This window comes from Streptomyces sp. NPDC017943 (assembly GCF_044328425.1).
GTDB lineage: Bacteria > Actinomycetota > Actinomycetes > Streptomycetales > Streptomycetaceae > Streptomyces > Streptomyces djakartensis_A.
Genome location: NZ_JBIRHH010000001.1, coordinates 658,276 through 680,938 on the forward strand (window position 1 = coordinate 658,276; position 22,663 = coordinate 680,938).

A 22,663-nucleotide genomic window follows, 5' to 3' on the forward strand; every position below is an offset into this window, starting at 1 on the left:
AGAGGCCGCCTAGTGAGGGGCGGTGGGGTCCGCTTCTCGCAGGTCCATCGTCACCAGGGCTCCGGAACGGGCCACGAGCAGGTCGGGGATGTCGTTCTCGTACCAGCGCAGTTGACCGATGACGCCCTCGTTCTTCGCATGGTGCGCGAGCGTCTCCGCCAGTGACATCAGGTCGGCGAGCAGCTCGGCGTGGATCTCCTGGCGGGCCGTCAGGGACCAGTGGTGCTCGGCGCGCTGGAGGGCACCGGTGAGGAGGCCTCCGATGCGCCGGGCCGGGCCGCGGTCCGCCAGCAGGGGGACGAACTCCGCCTCGTCGCCCTGGCCGTCGGTGTCGCCCTCGAGGTGCAGGCGCAGGAGCTCCAGCACGGGGTCGGGCGTCGTGGGCGACAGGTCGAGGGCGAGGTCAACGGCGTAGAGGTCACTCATGCGCGAGGAGTGTAGGCCCGGCCCGGCCGGGGGTGATCGCCGGCCGGGGGTGCGCGTTCAGAACAGGCTCAGCAGTGCCTCCGCCGGGTCCGGGAGGCCCGGGCCGCCGTCGGGGAGGGGGAGTTCGAACCAGACGGTCTTGCCGCGCGGGGTGCGGCGGGAGCCCCAGGCCGCGCTGAGGAGGCCGACCAGTTGCAGCCCGCGGCCGCCCTCGTCCGTGTCGCGCGCGCGGCGGCGGCGCGGCTGGACCAGACCCGCGTCCCACACCTCGCAGACCAGAGTGCGGTCCAGGAGGAGCCGCAGGCGGATCTCGCCCTCGCCGTACCGCAGGGCGTTGGTGACGAGTTCGCTGACGAGCAGTTCCGTGGTGTCGACGAGCGGCTCCAGGTCCCAGCTGAGCAGCTGGGCGCGGGCGTACTCGCGGGCCCGGCCCACACTGCGCGGCTCGCGCGGCAGGGTCCAGTCCCCGACGGACTCGGTGGGCAGGCCCTGGACGCGTGCCATCAGCAGGGCGATGTCGTCCTCGCCGTGATGGGTGTCGAGCGTGTGGAGGACGTGGTCGCAGACGTCCTCCAGCGGCTGGGTGGGGTCGGCCAGGGCGCTGACGAAGGCCTGGAGGCCCTCGTCGAGGGGGTGGTCGCGGCTCTCGACCAGTCCGTCGGTGTAGAGCGCGAGCAGGGCGCCCTCGGGCAGTTCGACCTCGACCTCCTCGAAGGGCTCGCCGCCGACGCCGAGGGGCATGCCCGGCGGTACGTCCAGCATCAGGGCCGGCTCGCCGGGTTCGACCAGGACGGGCGGCAGATGGCCGGCGTTGGCGAACGTGCAGCGCCGGGTGACGGAGTCGTAGACGGCGTAGACGCAGGTGGCCAGGTAGACCTCCGACAGGTCGGCCTCGCGGGGGCGGCGGGCCGCCCGCGTGGCCTGCTGGACGCCGCCGGGAGCGCCGAGGCCCCGGGCGATCTCGTCCAGCTGGGAGAGCACCTCGGCCGGTTCGAGGTCGAGCTGGGCCAGGGTGCGGACCGCCGTGCGCAGTTCGCCCATCGCGACGGCGGCGCGCAGGCCGCGGCCCATGACGTCGCCGACGACCAGGGCGGTGCGGTGCCCGGGCAGTTCGATGACGTCGAACCAGTCGCCGCCGACCTCGCTGGGCCGGCCGGTGTTGGCGCTCCCGGGCAGGTAGCGGCAGGCGATGTCCAGGCCGGAGGCCTCGGGGTCGCCGGGCGGGAGCAGGGACCGCTGCAGTATCAGGGCGCGTTCGTGCTCGCGGCGGTAGAGGCGGGCGTTGTCGATGCAGACCGCTGCGCGGGCCGCGAGTTCCACGGCCAGGTCGCGGTCGCGTTCGCCGAAGGGCTCGCTGCCCTTGGTGCGGGCGAACTGGACCAGCCCGACGACCGTGTCGTGGGCGACCATCGGCACGGCCAGCGTGGACTGCACCAGGCCGCCGTCCTCGCCGGCGACGGTCTGCGGGCGGGCCGTGCGCAGGGCGTCCGCGCAGGGCGAGTTGAACGGGTAGTGGTGGACGGCGCCGACCGAGACGGGCGCGCCGGCGCCGGCGAAGGGCGCGTCGGAGACGGCGCTGGCGAAGGCGACGCGGCGCAGTTCGCCGCTGCCGTCGGCGAGCCCGGGCGGGGTCTCGTCGCCGACCAGCAGGCCCTGGTAGAGGTCGACGGTGGCCAGGTCGCAGAAGCCGGGGACGACGACGTCGAGGAGTTGCCGGGCGGTGGTCTCCAGGTCGAGGGAGTTGCCGATGCGGGCGCCGGCCTCGTTCAGCAGGGCGAGGTTGCGGCGGGCGGCGGCGGCCTCGCGGGCGGCGGCGCGGCGGGCGGTGATGTCGGTGCCGAGCCAGGCGACGCCGATGGGCCGGCCCGAACCGCTGTGGACGCGGTAGAGGTTGACGGACCAGTGGCGGCGTTCGTCGGAGTCCGGCACAAAGCCCGTGACGTGCATGTCGGTGATGGAGTTGCCGGTCTCCAGCACGCGGCGCAGCGTGGCGGAGACCCGTTCGGCCTCCGCGCGCTGGAGGTAGTCGTGGACGCCCTTGCCGCGATGGTCGTCGGGCGAGCCGCCGAAGATGGACGCGAACCGTTTGTTGGCGCGGCGGACCCGCAGGTCCGGGTCGATGAGCAGGAAGCCGAACGGCGATTGACCGAAAATGGCCTGCGAGGCGGCGAGGTCGGTCTCGATGCTGCGCAGGGTGCGCACGTCGACGACGATGCACACGGCGGCCTTCTCGCCGTCCTCGGTGCGCGTCGGCATGACGTACACCTCGGCGAGTCCCTCGTGGCCGCACTCCCCCTCGGCGCCCTTGGGCAGCCGGAAGGGCACCACGCCGGTCCACTCCCGGCCGTCGAGGATCTCGGCCATCTTGCGCATGCCCCGCTCGTGGTGACGCGGGTCGATGAACGCCTCGATGGGGTCCATGCCGACGGCCCGGTCGGCGGGGATGCCGAAGAGGTGCTCGGCGCGCAGGCTCCACTGCTCGATCAGCCCGTCGGGGCCGATGGAGAAGGACGCCACCTTGATGTAGTCGTAGATGGAGCCGGGGGGACTGGCCTGCCAGATCGCGTCCCCCGCGCGGGCGCCGTCGGCCGCGAAGGCAGCCGTGGCCGCGGGGTCCGGGCCGTCCGCGGCCCCGGCCCTCGCGCCCTCCGACGGGTCCTCGGACTCCGTGGCCTTCGCTGGTATCTCGCTCACGCGAACCGTCCCCTCCAGCTCACCGCGCCCGGCACCGGTCACCGGGGGCGGCTGCCCGCAGTATCCAGCACTACGGTGCCGCACAACACGGTGTTCACGATCACAGCACGGTCCCGATGGTTTTCGGTCCGGACCGTGACAACACTTCCAGTCTTCTAACCAGGGGACACGTCGTCGAATCACGTTCCGCGGCACCGGTCACCGGCCTGAACCGGCCGCTCTACAGGGATGACGGGTACGTACACCGTTTTTTCACTCCGGCACCGGGAGTTCGAACCACACGGTCTTGCCCAGTCCGCCGGGCCGGGTGCCCCAGCGGCGGGAGGAGGAGGCCACCAGTTGCAATCCGCGGCCGCTCTCGTCCTCGGGGCGTGCGGCGCGTGCGCGGGGCGGGTCGGGGAGCGGGTCGGAGACCTCGACCCGCAGGACGCCGCCCGGACCCGAGGGGCGGACGAGGCGGACGCCGATGGGGCCGGTGGCGTGCCGCAGGGCGTTGGTGACCAACTCACTGACCAGCAGCGCCGCCAGGTCGGCGAGGGGGTCGAGGCCCCAGTTGCGGAGTCTGCCGCGGACGGCCTGGCGGGCGGTGCGCACGGCGCCGGGCTCGGCGGGGAAGGTCCACTCGGCGCAGTCACCCTCGGGGTTCGTCACGCCGATCACTTCCAGACAGACGGCCGACCCATGTCCGGTTTCATGGGGTTAATGGGCACATACCCGATATCCGGGGCGGAGTACCGCGCGGGATGGCGCACTGTGGCACGAAAGGCGTACGCAGTGCCCCTGCAGCGGACGTGGTGCCCCGTACGCCCCCGTCCGGCCTCGCGCGCCGGGCGCCTGCCCGGGTCTTGCACGCCGGGCGCCTGCCCGGGTCTTGCACGCCGGATGCCTGCCCGGGTGTCACACGCCGGGCGCCCCCGTGCGGCCCGGGCTCCCCAGGAGGGCGAGGGTCTGCCGTACGGCCGGGACGTCCTGGTCGAGCCAGCGCACCTCCCAGACGTCCGCGGGGCCGACCCAGCGGAGTTCGTCGTGGTCCTGGAGCGGCTCGGGCGGGGCGGACCCGGGACGCAGGCGCGCGGTGAACACCTGCAGGACGTAAGGATGCTTCAGGGGCCACTCCCCGGGGACGCGCGCGCCGGCCTCCGCCTCGACGCCGAGTTCCTCGCGCAGCTCGCGCTCCAGCGCCGCCTCGGGCGTCTCCCCCGGTTCGACCTTGCCTCCGGGCAACTCCCAGCGCCCGGCCAGTTCGACGGGCGCGCTGCGCCGGGCGGCGAGCAGCTGCCCGTCCTCGATCAGCGCGGCACCCACGACGACGATCCGCTCACTCATGCGGGGAGCCTACGGGAGGCCGCTGAGCGCCGGGTCCACTCCCGGGGCCGGGTCCACTCCCCGGGCCGGGTCCACTCCCCGGGCCGGGTCCACTCCCGGGCCGCCCGGCGGACACGGGCCGGTGCCCCCTGGGCCGGGCCTGCCCTCGCCGCTCGTCAGCAGGGTCCGCGGGTCGCGCCCGTCGGCCGTATCCCGTCGGCCGTGTCCCGTCAGTCGTCTCCGGCCGATCCGCCCTGCCCGAGGCGCTCGACCCAGTATAGCTGCTTGTGGCCGCGGCCGTCGAGGCTGTCCGCGATCTTCTGGGCCTCGGCCCGGGTCGCGTACCGGCCCACGCGGTACCGGTTGCCGTTGTCGTCCTCGCGTATCACGAGCCAGGGCAGAGCGACCGTGCTGTCGTTCATCGCGCCCCTCCTCTTCCCACCCGCGGCCTGAGCCGTGCCCCACCCGCCAAGGAAACCGCACTGCGCATATGCCCGAGCCTACGCCTTACCTTCACGGAGCGAATACGGCTTTACACAAAGAGGTACGCAACCAGCCAGAACCCCGGGGGCGCACGCCCGTGAACGCGCCGTCCGCACACCCTCGCGCCGCGGGGCGGAGGCACACCGCGCACGTCGTCCCCGAGCAGCGGGAACGACGTGACGACGGAGCAAGCGGAACGGGCCGGTCACCGGCGGGCGGTGCACCGGTCGTGTGAGCGGGGCGCGCGGGAAGTGCGCCCCGGGGCGGATGTGAGCGTCCGCTACTTGACCGGAAGGTGGTAGGCGACCCGGTACCGGTCGGCCGGGACGACCACGTCGGCCGTCTCGACGGGACGGCCCGACGCGTAGAACGTGCGCTGGATGACCAGCACCACATGGCCCGGGACGCCGCCCAGCGCGAGCAGTTCCTCGGCGAGGCCGGGACGGGCGCCGACCTCCTCGGTGACGTTGTCCACGATCACGTCGATGGCGCGCATGCGCTCGACGACCCCCATGCCGCCGACGGGGCCCTCCTCCGGCAGCATCACGGGCGTACGCCCCGTCACGGCGAGGGGCTCCCAGGACGTGGACAGCATCATCGCCTCGCCGCCCTCGCGGTACAGATACCGCGTGCACATGACCCGGTCGCCCGGCTCGATGCCCAGCCGCTCGGCGATCGCGATGCCGGCCTCGGTCTGCTCGCTGCTGGACTCCCAGGTGCCGCGCCCCTCGCCGTCGGCCTGCTCCTGGCGGAACGGCGTGGCCCCACCGGCCGGGAGGTAGCCCGAGCGGGAGATGCGGCGGGGCACCGGGCGCTCGCGCACGTACGTCCCGGAGCCGGAACGGCCCTCGACCAGGCCCTCCGCCATCAGGACCTTGCGCGCCTCCAGCGCCACCGTGTCCGAGACGCCGTACTCCTGGCGGATCCTGGCCTGGGAGGGGAGCCGGGTGTGCGGCGGCAGCTGACCGTCGACGATCTTCTGGCGGAGATCACCCGCGACGCGCAGGTACGCCGGCTGCTCACCGAATGTCACTGGCCGCTCCCATCAGGTTGTACAGACAGCAACAGCGTGGCAACCGTACGTTGTGCGAGGCAAGCAAAGGCCAGAGAATCACTCGATGTGATGACATGTGACGGCTGAAGCCTTTACGCAGGCACTTTCTCCCCGCTATGGACGCCGTCACACCTGCGCCGCGGAGTCACCGCCCCGGCCCGCCCGGGGGGACGGCGGGGTGGCGGCCAGCCCGAGGGCCTTGCGGGCGGTGACGGCGGCGGGACCGTCGTGGTACGCGTACGCCTCGTCGTGGTGCGCGCGGTACGCGTCCGCGTCGGCCGCGGTGCTCGCCCGGTCCCACGCCTCGCGCGCGTCCTCGAGATCGGCGGTCAGGGCGCCGACCGGCCCGCGGGCGCCGGACGGCCAGGCGTGCCCGCGCAGCGCCTCGATCTGCTCGCCGAGCACGGCGTGGACCCGCGCGGCCCAGGCCCGGTGGGCGGCGAGACCGTTCTCCGGGGCGCTCCCGGGTTCCTCGGACAGGGCCGCGTCGACGGCGTTGGCCGCGGAGAGGAGGACGACCTGGTGGGAGTCGAACGCCGAGGGGGCGCCGCGCAGCGACCCGGTCAGCGGGGGGCCCTGGTCGATGCGGGCGAAGACGCAGGTGACGGCGTGGCCGCCGGAGCGCCGGCTCATCGGTGAGGGCATCAGGTAGTACACGTCCACGTCGGCGGGCAGCGCCCAGGTGTCCATCGCGTACTCGCTCCGGAGTGCCGCGCACCGCTCCTCGGCGAGGGCGGCAGTCCTCGCGTCCCCGGGCCGGGAGCCGCGCGGCAGCGGCACGACGCCGAAGACCTCGCCGTCGTGCCCGCTCGCACACGGCACCGTGCGCAGGTCGGGGGTGTCGTCGTCCAGGCCGCCGGGCGCGTTGAAGCACTCGCCCTCCTCCAGGACGAGGATCTCGTCGCCCCGCGCGGCGTCCGTCAGCCCTTCCCACGCCCGGGAGGCCAGTCCGGTGGACAGCACCGCCGTCCAGAGCACGGCCCCCGCGGTGGACAGCACCACCCCCGTGATCGCCATGCCCCGGCCGCTCTGTCCCGTCCTCCTGATCTGCGACAGCGCGACCAGGCCCAGGACGAGTCCGGCGACGGGCAGGAAGCAGAGCAGTCCGAGTACCAGGGCGGCGACGGCGAGCCCGTTGACGGACACCTGCGTGCCGTGCGGACGCCCGTACGGCCCGTGCGGCGGCGGGGCGAGCGGGGCCGGCGGCGCGTCGGCCGGCGGCGGCGCGAACGGGTCGCGGGGCTGCCGCTCGTCCGGGGGCGGGGGTATCGACACGGGCGGGACGCTCCTGGTTGAGGCGGTGGACGGGCTCCGACGGACGGCTGGGCGCATCGTAGGCGGCCGGGGTGACACGGACGTCGGACGGGCGGCCCGGGACGGGCGGGACAGGGCGCGGGGCCGCCGCGGAGGACGTGCGGGCCACCGGGCTCGCCCCCGCCCCGGTTCAGGCCCGCCCCGTCACCTGCCGGCAGGCCCGCGCATAGGCCCGGAGCAGGGTCCGGTGCTCGTCCTCCCGGCGCCAGGCCAGGGCGTAGCGGCCGGGTGGGACGCCGTGGACCGGGCGGGCCGTCACGCCGCCGAGGGTGAGCAGCGGGACGTTGCCGGCGGCGACGAGGCAGACGCCGAGACCGGCGGCCAGGGCCTCGTAGGTCTCCTCCGTGCCCGCGACCTCGGCGCCGATGCGGGGCGGGCGGCCCGCACGGGCGTCGAGCGCGAGCCAGAAGTCGCGCAGCGGGCCGCTCCCGGCGGGCAGGGCGAGGAACGGTTCGTCGAGCAGGTCGGCGAAGTCGACATCGGGGCGGGCGGCGAGGGGGTGGGTGTCCGGGAGGGCGACCATCAGCGGCTCCTCGGCCACGATCGTCCAGGCGTAGCGGTCCTGGTCCGGCAGGGGCAGCCAGACGAACGCCACGTCGGCCGAGCCGTCGGCGAGGCCGGCGGTCGGGTCCTGCCAGCCGACCTGGCGCAGCCGGACGGTGGTGGCGGGGTGTGCGTCGGTGAAGCGGGAGCGGATCGCGGGCAGCAGCCCGCCGCGGACCGGACTGGTGCTCATGCCGACCACCAGGGTGTCGCGCCGCCGGGCCCGCAGGGCGTCCATCACCGCCGCCCCCTCCCGCCACGCGGCCAGCACGGCCCGGGCGTGCGGCAGCAGGGCCGCTCCGGCCTCCGTGAGGGACACGCCGTGCCGGTCGCGCCGGAACAGCTCGGCGCCCAACTGGCGTTCCAGGGCGCGGATCTGCTTGCTCAGGGCGGGCTGCGACACATAGAGCCGTTCGGCGGCACGGGTGAAGTGCAGGTCCTCGGCCACGGCGACGAAGGAGCGCAGGTCCCGTACGTGCACGTCCACGGTCATGCCCATCAGTTATCACCGAAAGTCTTGGACGGGCAACGGCTCCTGCGGTGAGGGTGGTCGGTGACAGGACGAGGACGAGGCGAGGAGCCGTCATGGACAAGGTGTGGCTGATCACGGGTGCGAGCAGCGGGTTCGGCCGGGCGATCGCCGAGGCCGCGCTCGCCGCGGGTGACGTCGTGGTCGGCGCGGCCCGGCGCCCCGAGCACCTCGGCGATCTGGCCGCGGCCCACCCCGACCGGGTGGAGGTGCTGCGGCTGGACGTCGCCGACACGACGGCCGCCGAGGCGGCCGTACGGGACGTGGTGGCGCGGTACGGGCGGATCGACGTGCTGGTGAACAACGCGGGCCGCACGCACGTCGGGGCCTTCGAGGAGACCACCGAGCAGGAACTGCGGGAGCTGTTCGACGTGCACGTGTTCGGTCCGGCGGCCCTCACCCGGGCCGTGCTGCCGTTCATGCGCGAGCGGCGCTCGGGCGCGATCGTCCAGATGAGCAGCATGGGCGGGCAGATGTCGTTCGCGGGCTTCTCGGCGTACAGCGCGACGAAGTTCGCCCTGGAGGGCCTGTCCGAGGGGCTCGCGGACGAGGTCGCGGAGTTCGGGATCAAGGTGCTGGTCGTCGAGCCGGGCGCCTTCCGTACCGGTCTGTTCGCGGCCGGGCGGGCCGGGACCAGTCAGGACAGCGGCGTCTACGCCAAGGTGGCCGGGACCCGCGCCGCGGTCGCCGGGGGCGACGGCAGCCAGCCGGGCGATCCGGCCAAGGCCGCCGCGCTGATCCTGGCCGCGCTGGACTCCGACGCCACGCCGCTGCGCCTGCCCCTCGGGGACGACGGCGTCAGCGCCGTGCTCGGCCATCTGGACCAGGTGCGCGACGAGGTCCGGGCGTGGGAGAAGCGAAGCCGGGACACGGCGTTCGACGCCTGACGGACCGCCACAAGGGCCCTGCGGTGCGCGCAGGGCCCTTGTGCAATCCCCGGGCAGGCCTCAACCTGACGCTGACGCACACGAGTTGCCGCCTGATTGACATGCCCATGACCCTCAGGCCACTCATCGGCGGCGACCGACGGGCGTGCACCCCACCCCCCAGCGCACCACCGATCGAGGAGGACCCCTCAGATGGCAGTGATGCGTACTCCCCACGGTTCACCCCGCCGCAGACTCGCCGCGCTCGGCGCGGCTGCCTGCGCGGCACTCGTCGCGAGTCTCGTCTCCGCCCTCCCCGCCGGAGCGGCGCCGGTCGCGGCCGAAGGGCGCATCCAGTACGAGGACGCCGCGAACTCCGTTCCCGGCAGCTACATCGTCACCCTGAAGACCGAGCGGGCCGGCTCCGCCCAGGGCCGCGCGCTCGCGCACAAGTACGGCGCCGACATCGAGCGGACCTACACCAAGGCCCTGAACGGCTACGCGGTCGAGGCCTCCGCGTCCGAGGCGAAACGTCTCGCCGCCGATCCGGCCGTCGCCTCCGTCGTGCAGGACCGGACGTTCTCGATCAGCGCGACCCAGCCCGGTCCGCCGTCCTGGGGCCTGGACCGCATCGACCAGCGGAACCTGCCGCTGAACAACGCGTACACCTACCCGGACTCGGCCGGCGAGGGTGTCACGGCGTACGTCATCGACACCGGTGTCCGCATCTCGCACGGCGACTTCGGCGGCCGGGCCGCCAACGGCTACGACGCCGTCGACAACGACAACACCGCCCAGGACGGCCACGGACACGGCACGCACGTCGCCGGCACGATCGCCGGCAGCGCCCACGGCGTGGCCAAGAAGGCCAGGGTCGTCGGGGTGCGCGTGCTGAACAACTCCGGCCAGGGCACCACCGCCCAGGTCGTCGCGGGCATCGACTGGGTCGCCCGTAACGCGGTGAAGCCGGCCGTCGCCAACATGTCCCTGGGCGGTCCCGGTGACACCGCCATCGACACGGCCGTGCGCAACGCCATCACCGCCGGCGTCACCTTCGTGGTCGCGGCCGGCAACGAGTCCACCGACGCCTCCACCCGCTCCCCGGCCCGCGTCGGTGAGGCCGTGACGGTCGGCGCGACGACATCCTCCGACGCCCGGGCGAGCTACTCCAACTACGGATCGGTCCTCGACCTGTTCGCCCCGGGCTCGTCGATCACGTCGGCCTGGAACTCGAGCGACTCCGCGACCAACACCATCTCCGGCACCTCGATGGCGAGTCCGCACGTCGCCGGGGCCGCGGCCCTGCACCTGGCCGCCAACCCCGCGGCCACGCCCGCGCAGGTCTCCGCCGCCCTGACGTCCGCCGCCACCACCGGCGTCGTCACCAACCCCGGCACCGGCTCGCCCAACCGTCTCCTGAACGTCGGCGGCGGCTCGACCACCCCGCCCGGGCCGCGCTTCGAGAACACCGCCGACCAGGCCATCGCCGACAACGCCACGGCCGAGTCGCCGGTGACCGTCTCCGGCGTCTCCGGCAACGCCCCCGCCGCCCTGGCGGTCGAGGTGCACATCGTCCACACCTACATCGGCGACCTCCAGGTCCAGCTGGTCGCCCCGGACGGCACCGCGTACACGCTGAAGTCGTACGGCACCGGCGGCAGTGCGGACAACATCGACACCACGTACACCGTGAACGCCTCCTCGGAGGTGGCCAACGGCACCTGGAAGCTCCGGGTGAGCGACAACGCCCGGTACGACACCGGGCGGATCGACGCCTGGGCGCTGCAGTTCTGATCCGCGCGAGTCTGATCCACACGAGCGGAAGGGGGCCGGGCCGGTGACGGCCCGGCCCCCGGCCGTGGCGGGCGCGGCTCGGCTCAGCCGGGCAGGTGCCCCCGGGACGCGCCACCGCCCGTCGTCGCCGCCGGGAGCCGCCGCGGGGGAGCCGCCGCGGCGCCGAGTGCCTTCGGGTCGCGGGCCGCGCGCTCCGGGTGGCGGCGCCGGTAGTAGGGGTTGTCGGGGGCGAGCCGGCTGGAGACGCGGCCGTACATGCCGAACGTGGCGATGACCAGGCCCATGACGAAGCTGAAGATCACGTTGGTCATGCCGAAGTCGAGGATGTTGGCGGGCCGGTCCAGCACGAAGACGTGGGCGAAACCGCTGAGGACGAAGAGGGCTCCGACCGTCATGTTGAGGGTGGAGGCGAAGTTGCCCCCGATCACCGCTCCGGCGAGCAGCGCGAGACCGACCACGGTGGAGATGACGCTCAGCGCCACGTTCGTGGTCATGCCCGCGACGGTGTCGCCGGAGGTGTCGAAGGGGCTCAGGGCGTCGGCGAAGCCGAGGGCCGCGAACACCAGCAGCACCAGGCCGCAGAAGCCGGCGCCGTAGCGGTAGACGGTCGCCAGGTGGTGGTCGACCGGGAGTTCGTCTCGTAGCTTCATGCCCCGGTTTCGCCGGTTGTGTCCTGTTCGGATGCGGTGTCCGGGGAGGCTCTCAGTCCGGGGTACGGCGCAGCCGGGCGAGTTCGGCGTTCATCTCGGCGAGGAAGCGGACGACCACGGCCAGTTCGTCGGGGCCGAACCGGCTCCGGGCCGCCTCGGTGCCGCGGGCCAGGGGCCGGAAGTAGTCCCGGGCCAGGCCGCGGGCCGCGTCGGCGTAGTGGAGGTGCACGACACGGCGGTCGCCGCCGTCCCGTACGCGCCGGACGTGCCCCGCCCGCTCCAGCCGGTCCAGGCAGGCGGTCACCGCCCCGGACGTGAGGTTCAGCTGCTTGCGCAGCCGGCCGGGCGTCATGGGCTCGCCGCTCACCTCGGGATCGGCCTCCGCGTCCAGGATCGCGATCAGCGCCTGCATGTCGGTCAGATGCAGGCCCTGCGCCTGGGCGAACTCCTGCGCGATGCGGTTGAACTCGCTGTTCATCCGGCGCAGCAGAACGGCGAAGGACTGCAACCCGATGGGGTCGTCCGCCGGAAGAGATGCCGTGGGCACGCCGGGACCGCTCATCCCCCCAGCCTAGTATCTCTCAATGATTGAGATACTTTATGAGTGAGTTATTTCGTCTACGGCTTGGGATGCGCATGACTACCGCACAGCGTTGGGCCCGACGGCTCGTACCGCTCGCCCTGCTGCTCGTCTGGCTGGGGGTGGGCGGGACGCTCGGCCCCTACGCGGGCAAGCTCGGCGAGGTGGCCACCAACGACCAGGCCGCCTTCCTCCCCCGCAGCGCCGAGTCCACCCGGGTGCTGGAGGCCCGCAAGGCGTTCGACCAGTCCGAGACCGTGCCGGCCATCGTGGTGTGGACGGCGGACGGGCAGCGCCTCACGGCGGATCGGCAGGCGCAGGCCACCCGGGCCGTCGCCGCGCTCGCCGGGGAACCCGGCCTCGTCGGCCGCCCCTCCCCCGCCCTGCTCTCCGACGACCGGGAGGCGATGCAGGCCGTCGTCCAGCTGGAGCCCGATCTCGGCGACGAGCTGCCCACCACCCTCGACGCCGTACGGAAGGCGGCCGACGGCGTACCGGGCACCGAGGCGCGGATCGCCGGGCCCGCGGCGAGCCAGGCCGACCTGTCGGACGCGTTCGCCGGCATCGACGGACTGCTGCTCGGCGTGGCCCTGGGCGCCGTGCTGCTGATCCTGCTCCTGGTCTACCGCAGCGTCCTGCTGCCGTTCCTGATCATCCTCAGCTCGGTCTTCGCCCTGGGTCTGGCCTGCGCCGTGGTCTACGCCCTGGCGGAGCGGGACGTGGTCCGGGTCGACGGGCAGGTGCAGGGCATCCTGTCGATCCTGGTGATCGGCGCGGCCACGGACTACGCCCTGCTGCTCGCCGCGCGCTTCCGCGAGGAACTGGCCGTGCGCGGGGACCGGGTCGCCGCGGCCGTGGCCGCGGTGCGCCGCTCGTCCGGCGCGATCACCGCCAGCGCCGCCACCGTGGCGCTGGGCCTGCTGACCCTGCTGGTCAGCGACCTCACCAACAACCGCGCCCTCGGCCCGGTCGGCGCCATCGGCATCGCCTGCTCCCTGCTGACCACGCTGACCTTCCTGCCCGCCGTGCTGGCCCTGCTGGGCCGCACCGCGTACTGGCCGTCCCGGCCGAAGCAGCCGCAGGACTCCGTGGAGGGCAGCGGGGTGTGGCGCCGGGTCGCGGCCCTCGTGTCCGCCCGGCCGCGCCGCACCTGGGCGGTGACGGCGCTGCTGCTGGCCGTGTGCGCGGCCTTCGCCCCGTCCCTGTCGTCCAAGGGCGTGCCCCTGGACGAGATCTTCGTCAACGACGCGCCCTCGGTCGCGGCGCAGCGCACCCTCGGCGAGCACTTCCCCGGCGGTTCCGGCAACCCGGCGATCGTCATCGCCGACGCCGGCCGGGCCGAGGAGGTGACGGCCGCCGCCCGCTCCACCGAGGGCGTGGCCGGCGCCGGTGCCGTCTCCGCCTCCGGACGCCCCGGGTCCGGCAAGCCGCTGGTGGCCGACGGGCGGGTGCGCATCGACGTCACGCTGAAGGCCGCGGCCGACAGCGACGCCGCCAAGGAGACCGTCGAGCGGCTGCGCGAGGAGGTGCACGCCGTGCCCGGCGCCGGCGCCCTGGTCGGCGGCTACACGGCGCAGCAGTACGACACCCAGCAGACCGCCGCCCACGACCGGACGGTCATCGTGCCCGTCGTCCTCGCGGTGATCCTGCTGATCCTCATGGTGCTGCTGCGCTCGCTGCTCGTGCCGGTGCTGCTGGTCGCGACCGTCGGGCTGAACTTCCTGGCCACGCTGGGCGTCTCGGCGCTGGTCTTCCAGCATCTGCTGGGCTTCAGCGGCACGGACGCCTCCGTGCCGCTGTACGGCTTCGTGTTCCTGGTGGCGCTCGGCGTCGACTACAACATCTTCCTGATGTCCCGGGTGCGGGAGGAGGCCCTCGCGCACGGCAACCGCCAGGGCGTGCTGCGCGGGCTGACCACGACCGGCGGGGTGATCACCTCCGCCGGTGTGGTGCTGGCCGCGACGTTCGCCGCGCTCATGGTGATCCCGCTGGCGTTCCTGGTGCAGATCGCGTTCATCGTCGCCTTCGGCGTCCTGCTGGACACGCTCGTGGTGCGCTCGCTGCTGGTGCCCGCGCTGATGATCGACGTCGGGCCGAGGGCGTGGTGGCCGAGCGCCCTGGCCCGCGAGGAGGAGCCCGCGCCGCGGGAGAAGGCCGCCGCCGCTGCTCCGTCCGGCTGAACGGGCCGCGCCACGGGCCGGGTGCATCCGCGACGGGGGCCGGGCGGGAAAAGCTGCTGTCGGGACCGGCCGTGCCGCGGCGGCGCGGAGGCCCATCGGACGGAGGCGGGTATGACGACGGACGGGCAGCGGCCGCTGTGCCTGGTCACCGGGGCGTCCGGATACATCGGGGGGCGCCTGGTGCCCGAGCTGCTGGACGCCGGGTACCGCGTCCGGTGCCTGGCCCGCTCCCCCGGCAAGCTGCGCGACCACCCCTGGGCGGGCGACGCGGAGACCGTGCGCGGGGACGTCACCGACCCGGAGTCGGTCGCCGCCGCCATGCACGGCGTCGACATCGCCTACTACCTCGTGCACGCCCTCGGCTCCGGCCCGGAGTTCGAGGACACCGACCGGCAGGCCGCCCGCGTCTTCGCCGAGCAGGCGCGGGCGGCCGGTGTCCGGCGGATCGTCTACCTGGGAGGGCTCACCCCCTACGGCGTCCCCGAGCACGAGCTCTCCCCGCACCTGCGCTCCCGGGCCGAGGTCGGGCGGATCTTCCTGGAGGCCCCCGTGCCGGCGGCGGTGCTGCGGGCGGCCGTGGTCATCGGATCCGGGTCGGCGTCGTTCGAGATGCTGCGCTACCTCACCGAACGGCTGCCCGTCATGGTCACCCCCAGCTGGGTGCACACCCGCACCCAGCCCATCGCCGTACGGGACGTGCTGCGCTACCTCGTCGGGTCGGCGTCCCTCCCCGACGACGTCGACCGGGCCTTCGACATCGGCGGCCCGGACGTGCTGACCTACCGGCAGATGATGCTCAGCTACGCGGCCGTCGCCGGGCTGCGGCGGCGGCTCATCGTGCCGGTCCCGGTCCTCACCCCGCGCCTGTCCAGCCACTGGGTCGGGCTGGTCACGCCCGTGCCCGCCTCCCTCGCCCGGCCCCTGACGGAGTCCCTGCGGCACGAGGTCGTCTGCCGGGAGCACGACATCGCCCGCCACGTGCCGGACGGACCGGGCCTGCCGCTGCCGTTCGACCAGGCCCTGTCCCTGGCGCTGCGCAAGGTCCGCGACGCGCAGGTGTCCACCCGCTGGTCCTCGGCGTCCGTGCCCGGCGCGCCCAGCGACCCGCTGCCCACCGACCCGGACTGGGCGGGCGGCAGTCTCTACCAGGACGAGCGGGAGCGGCCCGTCGACGCCTCCCCGGAGGCACTGTGGCGGGTCGTCGAGGGCATCGGGGGCGAGAACGGCTGGTACTCCTCCCCCCTGGCCTGGGCGGTACGGGGCTGGCTCGACCGGTTCGTCGGCGGCGTGGGACTGCGCCGGGGGCGGCGTGACACCCACCACCTGAGGGTCGGCGACTCCCTGGACTTCTGGCGGGTGGAGGAGATCGAGCCGGGCCGTCTGCTGCGGTTGCGGGCCGAGATGCGCCTGCCCGGGCTCGCCTGGCTGGAGATGTACACCGAGACCGACGAGCAGGGCCGCACCCGCTACCGCCAGCGCGCCCTGTTCCACCCGCGCGGCCTGCTGGGCCACGCCTACTGGTGGAGCGTCGCCCCCTTCCACGCCGTGGTGTTCGGCGGGATGGCGCGCAACATCGCCCGGGCCGCGGCCGGGGAGGCCGGCACCGGCCGCGGCGCCCGGGCCCGGCGCATCCGCGGGAACCGCTCCCCGGGAAGCACGGGGCAGCCCCGTACGGACCCGCGCCACCGCACCAGGAGTGACACATGACCGTCGCGGTCGTCCTGTTCACCTCGGACCTGCGCCTGCACGACCACCCGCCCCTGCACGCGGCGCTGCGCGCGGCGGACGAGGTGGTACCGCTGTTCGTGCGCGACCCCGCGATCCACGCGGTGGGTTTCGACGTGCCGAACCGGGCCGCCTTCCTCGCCGACTGCCTGGCCGACCTGGACGCCGCCCTGCGCGAGCGCGGTGGCCGCCTCGTGGTGCGCTCGGGCCCGGTCGCCCGGGAGGTGCGCGCGGTCGCCGCCGCCTGCGGTGCCGCGGAGGTGCACCTGGCCGCCGGCATCACCGGGTTCGCCCAGCGGCGCGAGGAGCGGCTGCGCGAGGCTCTCGCGGCGGACGGTGTCGCGCTGCACGTGCACGACGACGTCATCACCGCCCTCGCCCCCGGACGGGTCACCCCCAGCGGCTCCGACCACTTCGCCGTGTTCACGCCCTACTACCGCCGCTGGTCCCGGGAGCGGCTGCGCGAGCCCCTGCCCCCGCCGGACGCGGTCCGCGTGCCCGCCGCGGCCACCGGCGAGGAACCGCCGTCCCGCCCGCGGGAGGCGGACGTGGCGCCGGGCCTGCCGGCCGGTGGCGAGACGGCGGGCCGCGAGCGGTTCGCCGACTGGGCGCGCGGCGACCTCGCCCGGTACGCCGACCGGCACGACGACCTGGCCGGTGACGCCACGTCACGGCTCTCTCCTTACCTGCACTTCGGGGCGCTGTCACCGGCCGAACTCGTCCACCGGACCCGGGCACAAGGCGGCGCCGGCGCCGAGGCGTTCGTGCGGCAGCTGTGCTGGCGCGACTTCCACCACCAGCTCCTCGCGGTCCGGCCCCAGGCGTCCCGGCGGGACTACCGCAGCCGCGGCGACCGGTGGCGCGACGAGGACGAGGCGGCCGGGGACATCGCCGCCTGGCGGGAGGGCCGTACGGGCTATCCGATGGTGGACGCGGGCATGCGCCAGCTGCGCCACGAGGGCTGGATGCACAACCGGGCGCGGCTGCTGACGGCGAGTTTCCTGACCAAGACGCTGTACGTCGACTGGCGCGTCGGGGCCCGGCACTTCCTGCGGCACCTGGTCGACGGCGACATCGTCAACAACCAGATGAACTGGCAGTGGGTCGCCGGCACCGGCACCGACTCGCGCCCCCACCGCGTGCTCAACCCCGTGGCACAGGGCAGGCGTTACGACCCGGAGGGCGCCTACGTACGGCGCTGGGTGCCCGAGCTGGCCGACGTCGGGGGTGGCGCGGTGCACGAACCCTGGCGGCTCCCGGACGACCGGCGCGCCGCGCTGCGTTACCCCGAACCGGTCCTCGGCCTCGGTGAGGGTCTGGCCCGTTTCCGCCAGGCGCGCGGTCGCTCATGAGGATCCGGGTACTCAGGAGCGGGCCGCGCGCGGACGGGCGGCCACGCCGCGTCGGTGCGCATCCGGATCACCATTCCCGGCGGAAGCACTGATGTGCGAATGACCGGATGCGAGAAGGGGTTGCGCATGCTTGGACCGCGGCCGACAGCGGCCGGACCGGGGGCACCGGACGACGCCCCGCTCACCGCCCCCGGGGCCACCCGGGCCGTGGAGGCCGTCCTCGGGCGGGTGCTCGAGGCGCGGCTGCGCCAGGCCCGGCAGGCCGACACGGTGGCCGCCCGCGACCTGGCCGAGCGCGTCGCCGTGTTCGCCCTGCGCGGCGGCAAGCGGCTGCGTACGGCGTTCGTGTGGTGCGGCTGGCGGGCCGCGGGCGGATCGGGCGACACCGGGCCCGTCCTGCGGACCGGGGCCGCCCTGGAGCTGCTCCAGGCGTGCGCCCTCATCCACGACGACGTGATGGACGGCTCGCCGCTGCGCCGGGGCGCGCCGGCCCTGCACGTGGACTTCGCCCGCGGGCACCGGGCCGCGCGGATGTCCGGCTCCGCCGAGGCGTTCGGCTCGTCGGCGGCCGTGCTGGCCGGCGACCTGGCGCTGGCCTGGGCGGACGACCTGCTGACGGAGACGGCGCTCGCCTCGCCGCACGGCGCCCGGCTGCACGCCGAGTGGCGGGCCATGCGCACCGAGATGGTCGCCGGCCAGTACCGCGACCTGAAGGCCCAGGCGAACGGCTCCTCCAGCGGCGAGGAGGCCCTGACCATCGCCGAGTTGAAGAGCGCCCTGTACACGGTCGCGCGGCCGCTGGCGCTGGGTGCCTCGCTGGCGGGAGCCGACCCGCGCACGATGGACGCCCTGCGGGCCGCAGGACGGAGCGCGGGGCTGGCCTTCCAGCTGCGCGACGACCTCCTCGGCGCGTTCGGCGACCCGCTGCTGACCGGGAAGCCCGCCGACGACGACCTGCGCTCGCGCAAGCTCACCCACCTGCTGGCCACCGCCGTACGGCTCGCCGAAACCACCGGTGACCGCGAGGCCTCCGCCGTGCTCGCCGCGGGCCCGGGCGGGCGGCCGCAGCAGACCGTGGAGCGGATGCGGGCGGCGCTGGAGCGGACCGGTGCGCGGGCCGAGGTGGAGGCGAGGATCGCCGAACTGGCGGCCGCCGGCCTGCGGCACTTCGAGGCCACCGGGGCCGGCCCGGAGGTGCGGCGGGAGTTCTCCGCCCTGGTCGAGCGGGCCGCGGGCGTCGCCCCGCGCCCCGCGGAGGAGCTGGTATGAGGACCGTTGCGGGTCCGACCGACCACGTCGTCGTCGTGGGCGCCGGGCTGTCCGGCCTGGCCTGCGCACTGCACCTGCTGGGCGCGGGCCGCCGGGTCACGCTCGTCGAACGGGACCCCGGGCCCGGCGGCCGGGCCGGCCGGGTACGGCTCGGCGGCTACCAGGTGGACACCGGCCCCACCGTGCTGACCATGCCGGACCTGGCCGACGAGGCGTTCGCCGCGGTCGGCGACAGCCTGTACCGCCGCGTCGAGCTGACGCCGCTGCACCCCGCCTACCGGGCCCGCTTCGCCGACGGCAGCGCGCTGGACGTGCACACCGACGGCGAGGCCATGGAAGCGGAGGTGCGGCGCTTCGCGGGGCCCGCCGAGGCCGCGGGCTACCGCAGCCTGCGCACGTGGCTGGAGCGGTTGTACCGGGCGCAGATGCGCCGCTTCATCGACACCAACTTCGACTCGCCGTTGCAGCTGGCGCACCCCGACCTGGCCCGCCTGGCGGCCCTCGGCGGCTTCGGCCGGCTGGACGCCCGCATCGGCCGCTTCCTCGGCGACCCGCGGCTGCGGCGGGTGTTCTCCTTCCAGGCGCTGTACGCCGGGGTCGCCCCGGCCCGGGCGCTCGCGGCCTACGCGGTGATCGCCTACATGGACACCGTGGCCGGTGTCTGGTTCCCCAAGGGCGGTATGCACGCCCTGCCCCGCGCGATGGCCGACGCGGCGGCGGACGCCGGTGCCGAGCTGCGCTGGTCGGCGGAGGTCAGCGCGCTGGAGCGGGTGTCCGGCCGGGTGCGGGCCGTCCGCCTCGCCTCGGGCGAGCGCATCCCGTGCGACGCGGTGGTGCTGACCTGCGAACTGCCCACCGCCCACCGCCTGCTGGGCCGGACACCCCGGCGCCCGGTGCCGCTGCGGCACTCCCCCTCGGCGGTGATCCTGCACGCGGGCACGGACCGCACCTGGCCCGGGCTCGCCCACCACACCCTGTCGTTCGGCGCCGCCTGGGAGCGCACGTTCGACGAACTGACCCGCACGGGGACACTGATGAGCGACCCGTCCCTGCTGATCACCCGTCCGACCGCGCACGACCCGTCCCTCGCGCCGCCGGGCCGCCACCTGCACTACGTGCTGGCGCCCTGCCCCAACACCGACGTCGGGCCCTCCGCCGCCGCCTGGCGGGACCTCGGCCCGCGCTACCGCGACAGCCTCGTCGCCGAGCTGGAACGGCGCGGCCTGGACGGGTTCGCGGGCAGCGTCCAGGAGGAGATGCTGGTGACGCCGCTGGACTGGGCGGCCAAGGGCCATGCGGCGGGCACCCCCTTCTCCGTGTCCCACACCTTCGCCCAGACCGGGCCGTTCCGGCCCCGCAACCTGGTGCGCGGCGTGGACAACGTGGTGCTCGCAGGTTGCGGCACCACCCCGGGCGTCGGCGTGCCGACCGTGCTCATCAGCGGCAAACTCGCCGCCGCGCGCGTCACCGGCGGCGCCGTCCGCCGTTCCCCGGGGCCCCGGCCCCGGCCCCGCCCCGCCGCGGCGGATCTCCCGTCCACCCCGACCGGAGCAGGAGCCCATGACCCGTCGTGAACTGGACGCCGCCGGGATCACCGACCCCGGCCTGCGCGCCGACTACACCCGGTGCCGGGAGCTCAACGCCCGCCACGGACGCACCTACTTCCTCGCCACGCGCCTGCTCCCGCTGGAGCGCCGCTCGGCCGTGCACGCCCTGTACGGCTTCGCCCGCTGGGCGGACGACATCGTCGACGACCTGGACCGCGGCCTCGGACCCGAGGAGCGCGACCTGGCGCTGAAGCGGCTGGAGGGCGACCTCGCGCAGGCGCTGCGCACCGGCGGCGGCGACGAGCCCGTGGTGCGGGCGGTGTCCGACACCGCCGAGCGGTACGGCATCGAGGTGGCGCTGTTCGAGGACTTCCTCGCCTCGATGCGCGCGGACCTGACCGTCACCGACTACCCGACCTACGCCGACCTGCGGGCGTACATGCACGGCTCGGCCGCGGTGATCGGCCTGCAGATGCTGCCCGTGCTCGGCACGGTCGGGCCGCGTGAGGAGGCCGCACCGCACGCGGCCGCGCTGGGCGTGGCGTTCCAGCTGACCAACTTCCTGCGGGACGTGGGCGAGGACCTGGACCGCGGCCGGGTGTACCTGCCGGCGGACCTGCTGGCCGCGCACGGCGTGGACCGGCCGCTGCTGGAGTGGAGCCGGCGCACCGGCCGTCAGGACGCGCGCATCCGGGCGGCGTTCGTGGCGGCCGAGGCGCTGACCCGGGACGTGTACCGGCAGGCGGAGCCGGGCATCGCGATGCTCGACCCCCGGGTGCGCCCCTGCATCCGGGCGGCGTTCACGCTGTACGGCGGCATCCTCGACGCGATCGCCCGGCAGGAGTACACCGTGCTGCACCGCCGTGCCGTCGTCTCCCGTCCCCGGCGGGCGGCGACCGCGGCGGCCGGGATCGTGCGCGTGGCCGGTGCGCGCCGGCGCGCCCGCTCGGCGCGTGCGGCGACGGGGACCGCAGGACGGGAAGGGAAGGAGCCGGGCCATGGGTGACCGGGCGGACAGGGCAGGCTGGACCTCGCCGTTGCGGCGGCGCAGCGGGCCGGCGTGGGCGGAGCAGACCCCGACCTGGCGGGCGGCGCGGCCCGGCCTGATCGCCGACGCGCTCAAGCGGGCCGGTGCGCGGCCCTCCGGCAACTGGTTCGTGGCCGGCGCCTCCCGGGACGTGCGCCCGGGGGGCGGCCCCCGCGGCCGGACGATCGGCGGCGTCGAGGTCGTGCTGTGGCGCTCGGACTCCGGTGAGCTGCGCGCGGGCCCGGGCGCCTGCCCGCACCTGGGCGCTCCGCTCAAGGACAGCCGGGTGGTGTGCGGGACGCTGGTGTGCCACTGGCACGGGCTCGCCCTGGACGGGTCCCCGACCGCCGGCTGGCAGCCGTTCCCGGTCCACGACGACGGGGTGCTGGTGTGGGTGCGGCTGGACGCGCTCGGCGGGGAGGAGCCGTCCGAGCGGCCCGTGGTCCCGCCGCGCCCCGCGGCCGGCACGGGCGTGGACTCGGTGTACACCGGGGTCGGGCGCTGCGAACCGCAGGACGTCGTCGCCAACCGGCTCGACCCGTGGCACGGCTCCTGGTTCCACCCGTACTCCTTCGTCGACCTGGAGGTCGTCCGGGAACCGGAGGGCGAGGAGGACGACGCCTTCGTCGTCGACGTGTCCTTCCGGGTGGCGGGGCGTCTGGTGGTGCCCGTGCGCGCCGAGTTCACGGCGCCCGAGCCGCGCACGGTCGTCATGCGGATCACCGACGGCGAGGGCGCCTCGTCCGTGGTGGAGACCCACGCGACGCCGCTGTCCCGGCCCGGCGCCGAGCGGCCGCGCACGGCGGTGGTGGAGGCGGTGATCGCCACCTCCGAGCGGCGCGGCTTCGCCCTCGCCCGGGCCGCCGCCCCGGCCCTGCGCCCCTTGATGCGGCACACGGCGGGACGGCTGTGGCGGGACGACCTCGCCTACGCGGAGAGGCGCTGGGAACTCCGCAGCACGGGCCGCTTCCCGGGCTGACCCCCGGGGCCCCCGCCCGACCCGCAGGGCGGGGGCCCGCCGGACGGACCCGAGCAGCGCCCCCGGCCACCGCACGACACCGCCGGCCAGACCGACCGGCGCTCGGGCCTGACAAGGCCCGGCCGGGCAGGCCCCCGTCGGCGCACCCGGCCGATACGGCACCGCCGCACAGGCCCGAGCAGCGCACCGGCCGAAACGGTACCGCCGGGCGGGCGCGAGCGGTGCTCGGGGCTGACAAGGCCGGGCCGGACGGACCGAAGGGGCGCCCCGGGCGGAAACGGCACGGCGCACAAACCCCGAGCGGCCTCCGGCCTGGTATGACACCGCCGGGTGGCCCAACCAGCTC

The 22,663-nt window shown here is 74.9% G+C and carries 19 protein-coding genes; 9 read left to right on the top strand and 10 right to left on the bottom strand.

Translation table 11 applies throughout. The features are described 5' to 3' along the window. Positions 1 to 9: 9 nt before the first annotated feature. The 8 genes from ACH4C6_RS02865 to ACH4C6_RS02900 all read right to left on the bottom strand — a co-directional run bounded on the left by ACH4C6_RS02865 (position 10) and on the right by ACH4C6_RS02900 (position 8,312). A complete protein-coding gene (locus ACH4C6_RS02865) occupies positions 10 to 426 on the bottom strand; it encodes a hypothetical protein (RefSeq protein ID WP_398106727.1) in 417 nt (138 codons plus the stop codon). Between the two features lie 57 nt (positions 427 to 483). After that, a complete protein-coding gene (locus ACH4C6_RS02870) occupies positions 484 to 3,120 on the bottom strand; it encodes a SpoIIE family protein phosphatase (protein ID WP_398106728.1) in 2,637 nt (878 codons plus the stop codon). 252 nt (positions 3,121 to 3,372) lie between these two features. After that, entirely contained in the window at positions 3,373 to 3,780 is a 408-nt protein-coding gene (locus tag ACH4C6_RS02875) for an ATP-binding protein (protein WP_398106729.1), read from the bottom strand. 237 nt (positions 3,781 to 4,017) lie between these two features. Then, entirely contained in the window at positions 4,018 to 4,446 is a 429-nt protein-coding gene (locus ACH4C6_RS02880; protein WP_398106730.1) for a (deoxy)nucleoside triphosphate pyrophosphohydrolase, read from the bottom strand. A gap of 209 nt (positions 4,447 to 4,655) precedes the next feature. Then, complete coding sequence (locus ACH4C6_RS02885) at positions 4,656 to 4,847, bottom strand: SPOR domain-containing protein (protein WP_398106731.1); 192 nt, start codon at positions 4,845 to 4,847, stop codon at positions 4,656 to 4,658. Positions 4,848 to 5,188: 341 nt separating this feature from the next. Beyond that, entirely contained in the window at positions 5,189 to 5,941 is a 753-nt protein-coding gene (locus ACH4C6_RS02890; protein WP_398106732.1) for a GntR family transcriptional regulator, read from the bottom strand. 147 nt (positions 5,942 to 6,088) lie between these two features. Then, positions 6,089 to 7,237 carry a DUF4190 domain-containing protein gene (locus ACH4C6_RS02895; protein ID WP_398106733.1) on the bottom strand — a complete coding sequence of 383 codons (1,149 nt, stop codon included), beginning with the start codon at positions 7,235 to 7,237 and terminating at the stop codon, positions 6,089 to 6,091. A 169-nt stretch (positions 7,238 to 7,406) separates the two neighbouring features. Beyond that, positions 7,407 to 8,312, bottom strand: coding sequence for a LysR family transcriptional regulator (locus ACH4C6_RS02900; protein WP_398106734.1), 906 nt, complete (start codon positions 8,310 to 8,312; stop codon positions 7,407 to 7,409). A gap of 92 nt (positions 8,313 to 8,404) precedes the next feature. On the opposite strand from ACH4C6_RS02900, the gene ACH4C6_RS02905 reads away from it, so the two are divergent. After that, positions 8,405 to 9,235, top strand: a complete 831-nt coding sequence (locus ACH4C6_RS02905; protein WP_398106735.1) for an oxidoreductase — start codon at positions 8,405 to 8,407, stop codon at positions 9,233 to 9,235. A gap of 192 nt (positions 9,236 to 9,427) precedes the next feature. After that, on the top strand, positions 9,428 to 11,008 hold the full coding sequence (locus ACH4C6_RS02910; RefSeq protein ID WP_398106736.1) for a S8 family peptidase: 1,581 nt from the start codon (positions 9,428 to 9,430) through the stop codon (positions 11,006 to 11,008). Positions 11,009 to 11,091: 83 nt separating this feature from the next. On the opposite strand, the gene ACH4C6_RS02915 is transcribed toward ACH4C6_RS02910, so the two are convergent. Further along, the gene (locus ACH4C6_RS02915) at positions 11,092 to 11,658 is read right to left on the bottom strand and encodes a DUF4383 domain-containing protein (RefSeq protein WP_398106737.1); all 567 of its coding nucleotides are present in this window, start codon (positions 11,656 to 11,658) and stop codon (positions 11,092 to 11,094) included. A 52-nt stretch (positions 11,659 to 11,710) separates the two neighbouring features. Next, on the bottom strand, positions 11,711 to 12,220 hold the full coding sequence (locus ACH4C6_RS02920; protein ID WP_398106738.1) for a MarR family winged helix-turn-helix transcriptional regulator: 510 nt from the start codon (positions 12,218 to 12,220) through the stop codon (positions 11,711 to 11,713). A gap of 74 nt (positions 12,221 to 12,294) precedes the next feature. On the opposite strand from ACH4C6_RS02920, the gene ACH4C6_RS02925 reads away from it, so the two are divergent. The 7 genes from ACH4C6_RS02925 to ACH4C6_RS02955 all read left to right on the top strand — a co-directional run bounded on the left by ACH4C6_RS02925 (position 12,295) and on the right by ACH4C6_RS02955 (position 22,317). Next, positions 12,295 to 14,418 (top strand): MMPL family transporter, encoded by a 2,124-nt coding sequence (locus tag ACH4C6_RS02925; protein ID WP_398106739.1) that lies wholly within the window; start codon positions 12,295 to 12,297, stop codon positions 14,416 to 14,418. A 111-nt stretch (positions 14,419 to 14,529) separates the two neighbouring features. After that, the gene (locus tag ACH4C6_RS02930; RefSeq protein WP_398106740.1) at positions 14,530 to 16,125 is read left to right on the top strand and encodes an SDR family oxidoreductase; all 1,596 of its coding nucleotides are present in this window, start codon (positions 14,530 to 14,532) and stop codon (positions 16,123 to 16,125) included. Further along, entirely contained in the window at positions 16,122 to 17,495 is a 1,374-nt protein-coding gene (locus ACH4C6_RS02935) for a cryptochrome/photolyase family protein (protein WP_398106741.1), read from the top strand. Before ACH4C6_RS02930 ends, ACH4C6_RS02935 begins: the two co-directional genes overlap by 4 nt. 126 nt (positions 17,496 to 17,621) lie before the next feature. After that, positions 17,622 to 18,764: a polyprenyl synthetase family protein gene (locus ACH4C6_RS02940; RefSeq protein WP_398106742.1), complete on the top strand. Its 1,143-nt coding sequence runs from the start codon at positions 17,622 to 17,624 to the stop codon at positions 18,762 to 18,764. Next, positions 18,761 to 20,338, top strand: a complete 1,578-nt coding sequence (crtI, locus tag ACH4C6_RS02945) for a phytoene desaturase family protein (protein WP_398106743.1) — start codon at positions 18,761 to 18,763, stop codon at positions 20,336 to 20,338. The genes ACH4C6_RS02940 and crtI overlap by 4 nt, the downstream gene beginning before the upstream one ends. Further along, positions 20,325 to 21,317 carry a phytoene/squalene synthase family protein gene (locus ACH4C6_RS02950; RefSeq protein WP_398106744.1) on the top strand — a complete coding sequence of 331 codons (993 nt, stop codon included), beginning with the start codon at positions 20,325 to 20,327 and terminating at the stop codon, positions 21,315 to 21,317. The genes crtI and ACH4C6_RS02950 overlap by 14 nt, the downstream gene beginning before the upstream one ends. After that, entirely contained in the window at positions 21,310 to 22,317 is a 1,008-nt protein-coding gene (locus ACH4C6_RS02955) for a DUF5914 domain-containing protein (protein ID WP_398106745.1), read from the top strand. Before ACH4C6_RS02950 ends, ACH4C6_RS02955 begins: the two co-directional genes overlap by 8 nt. The last annotated feature ends 346 nt before the right edge of the window (positions 22,318 to 22,663 follow it).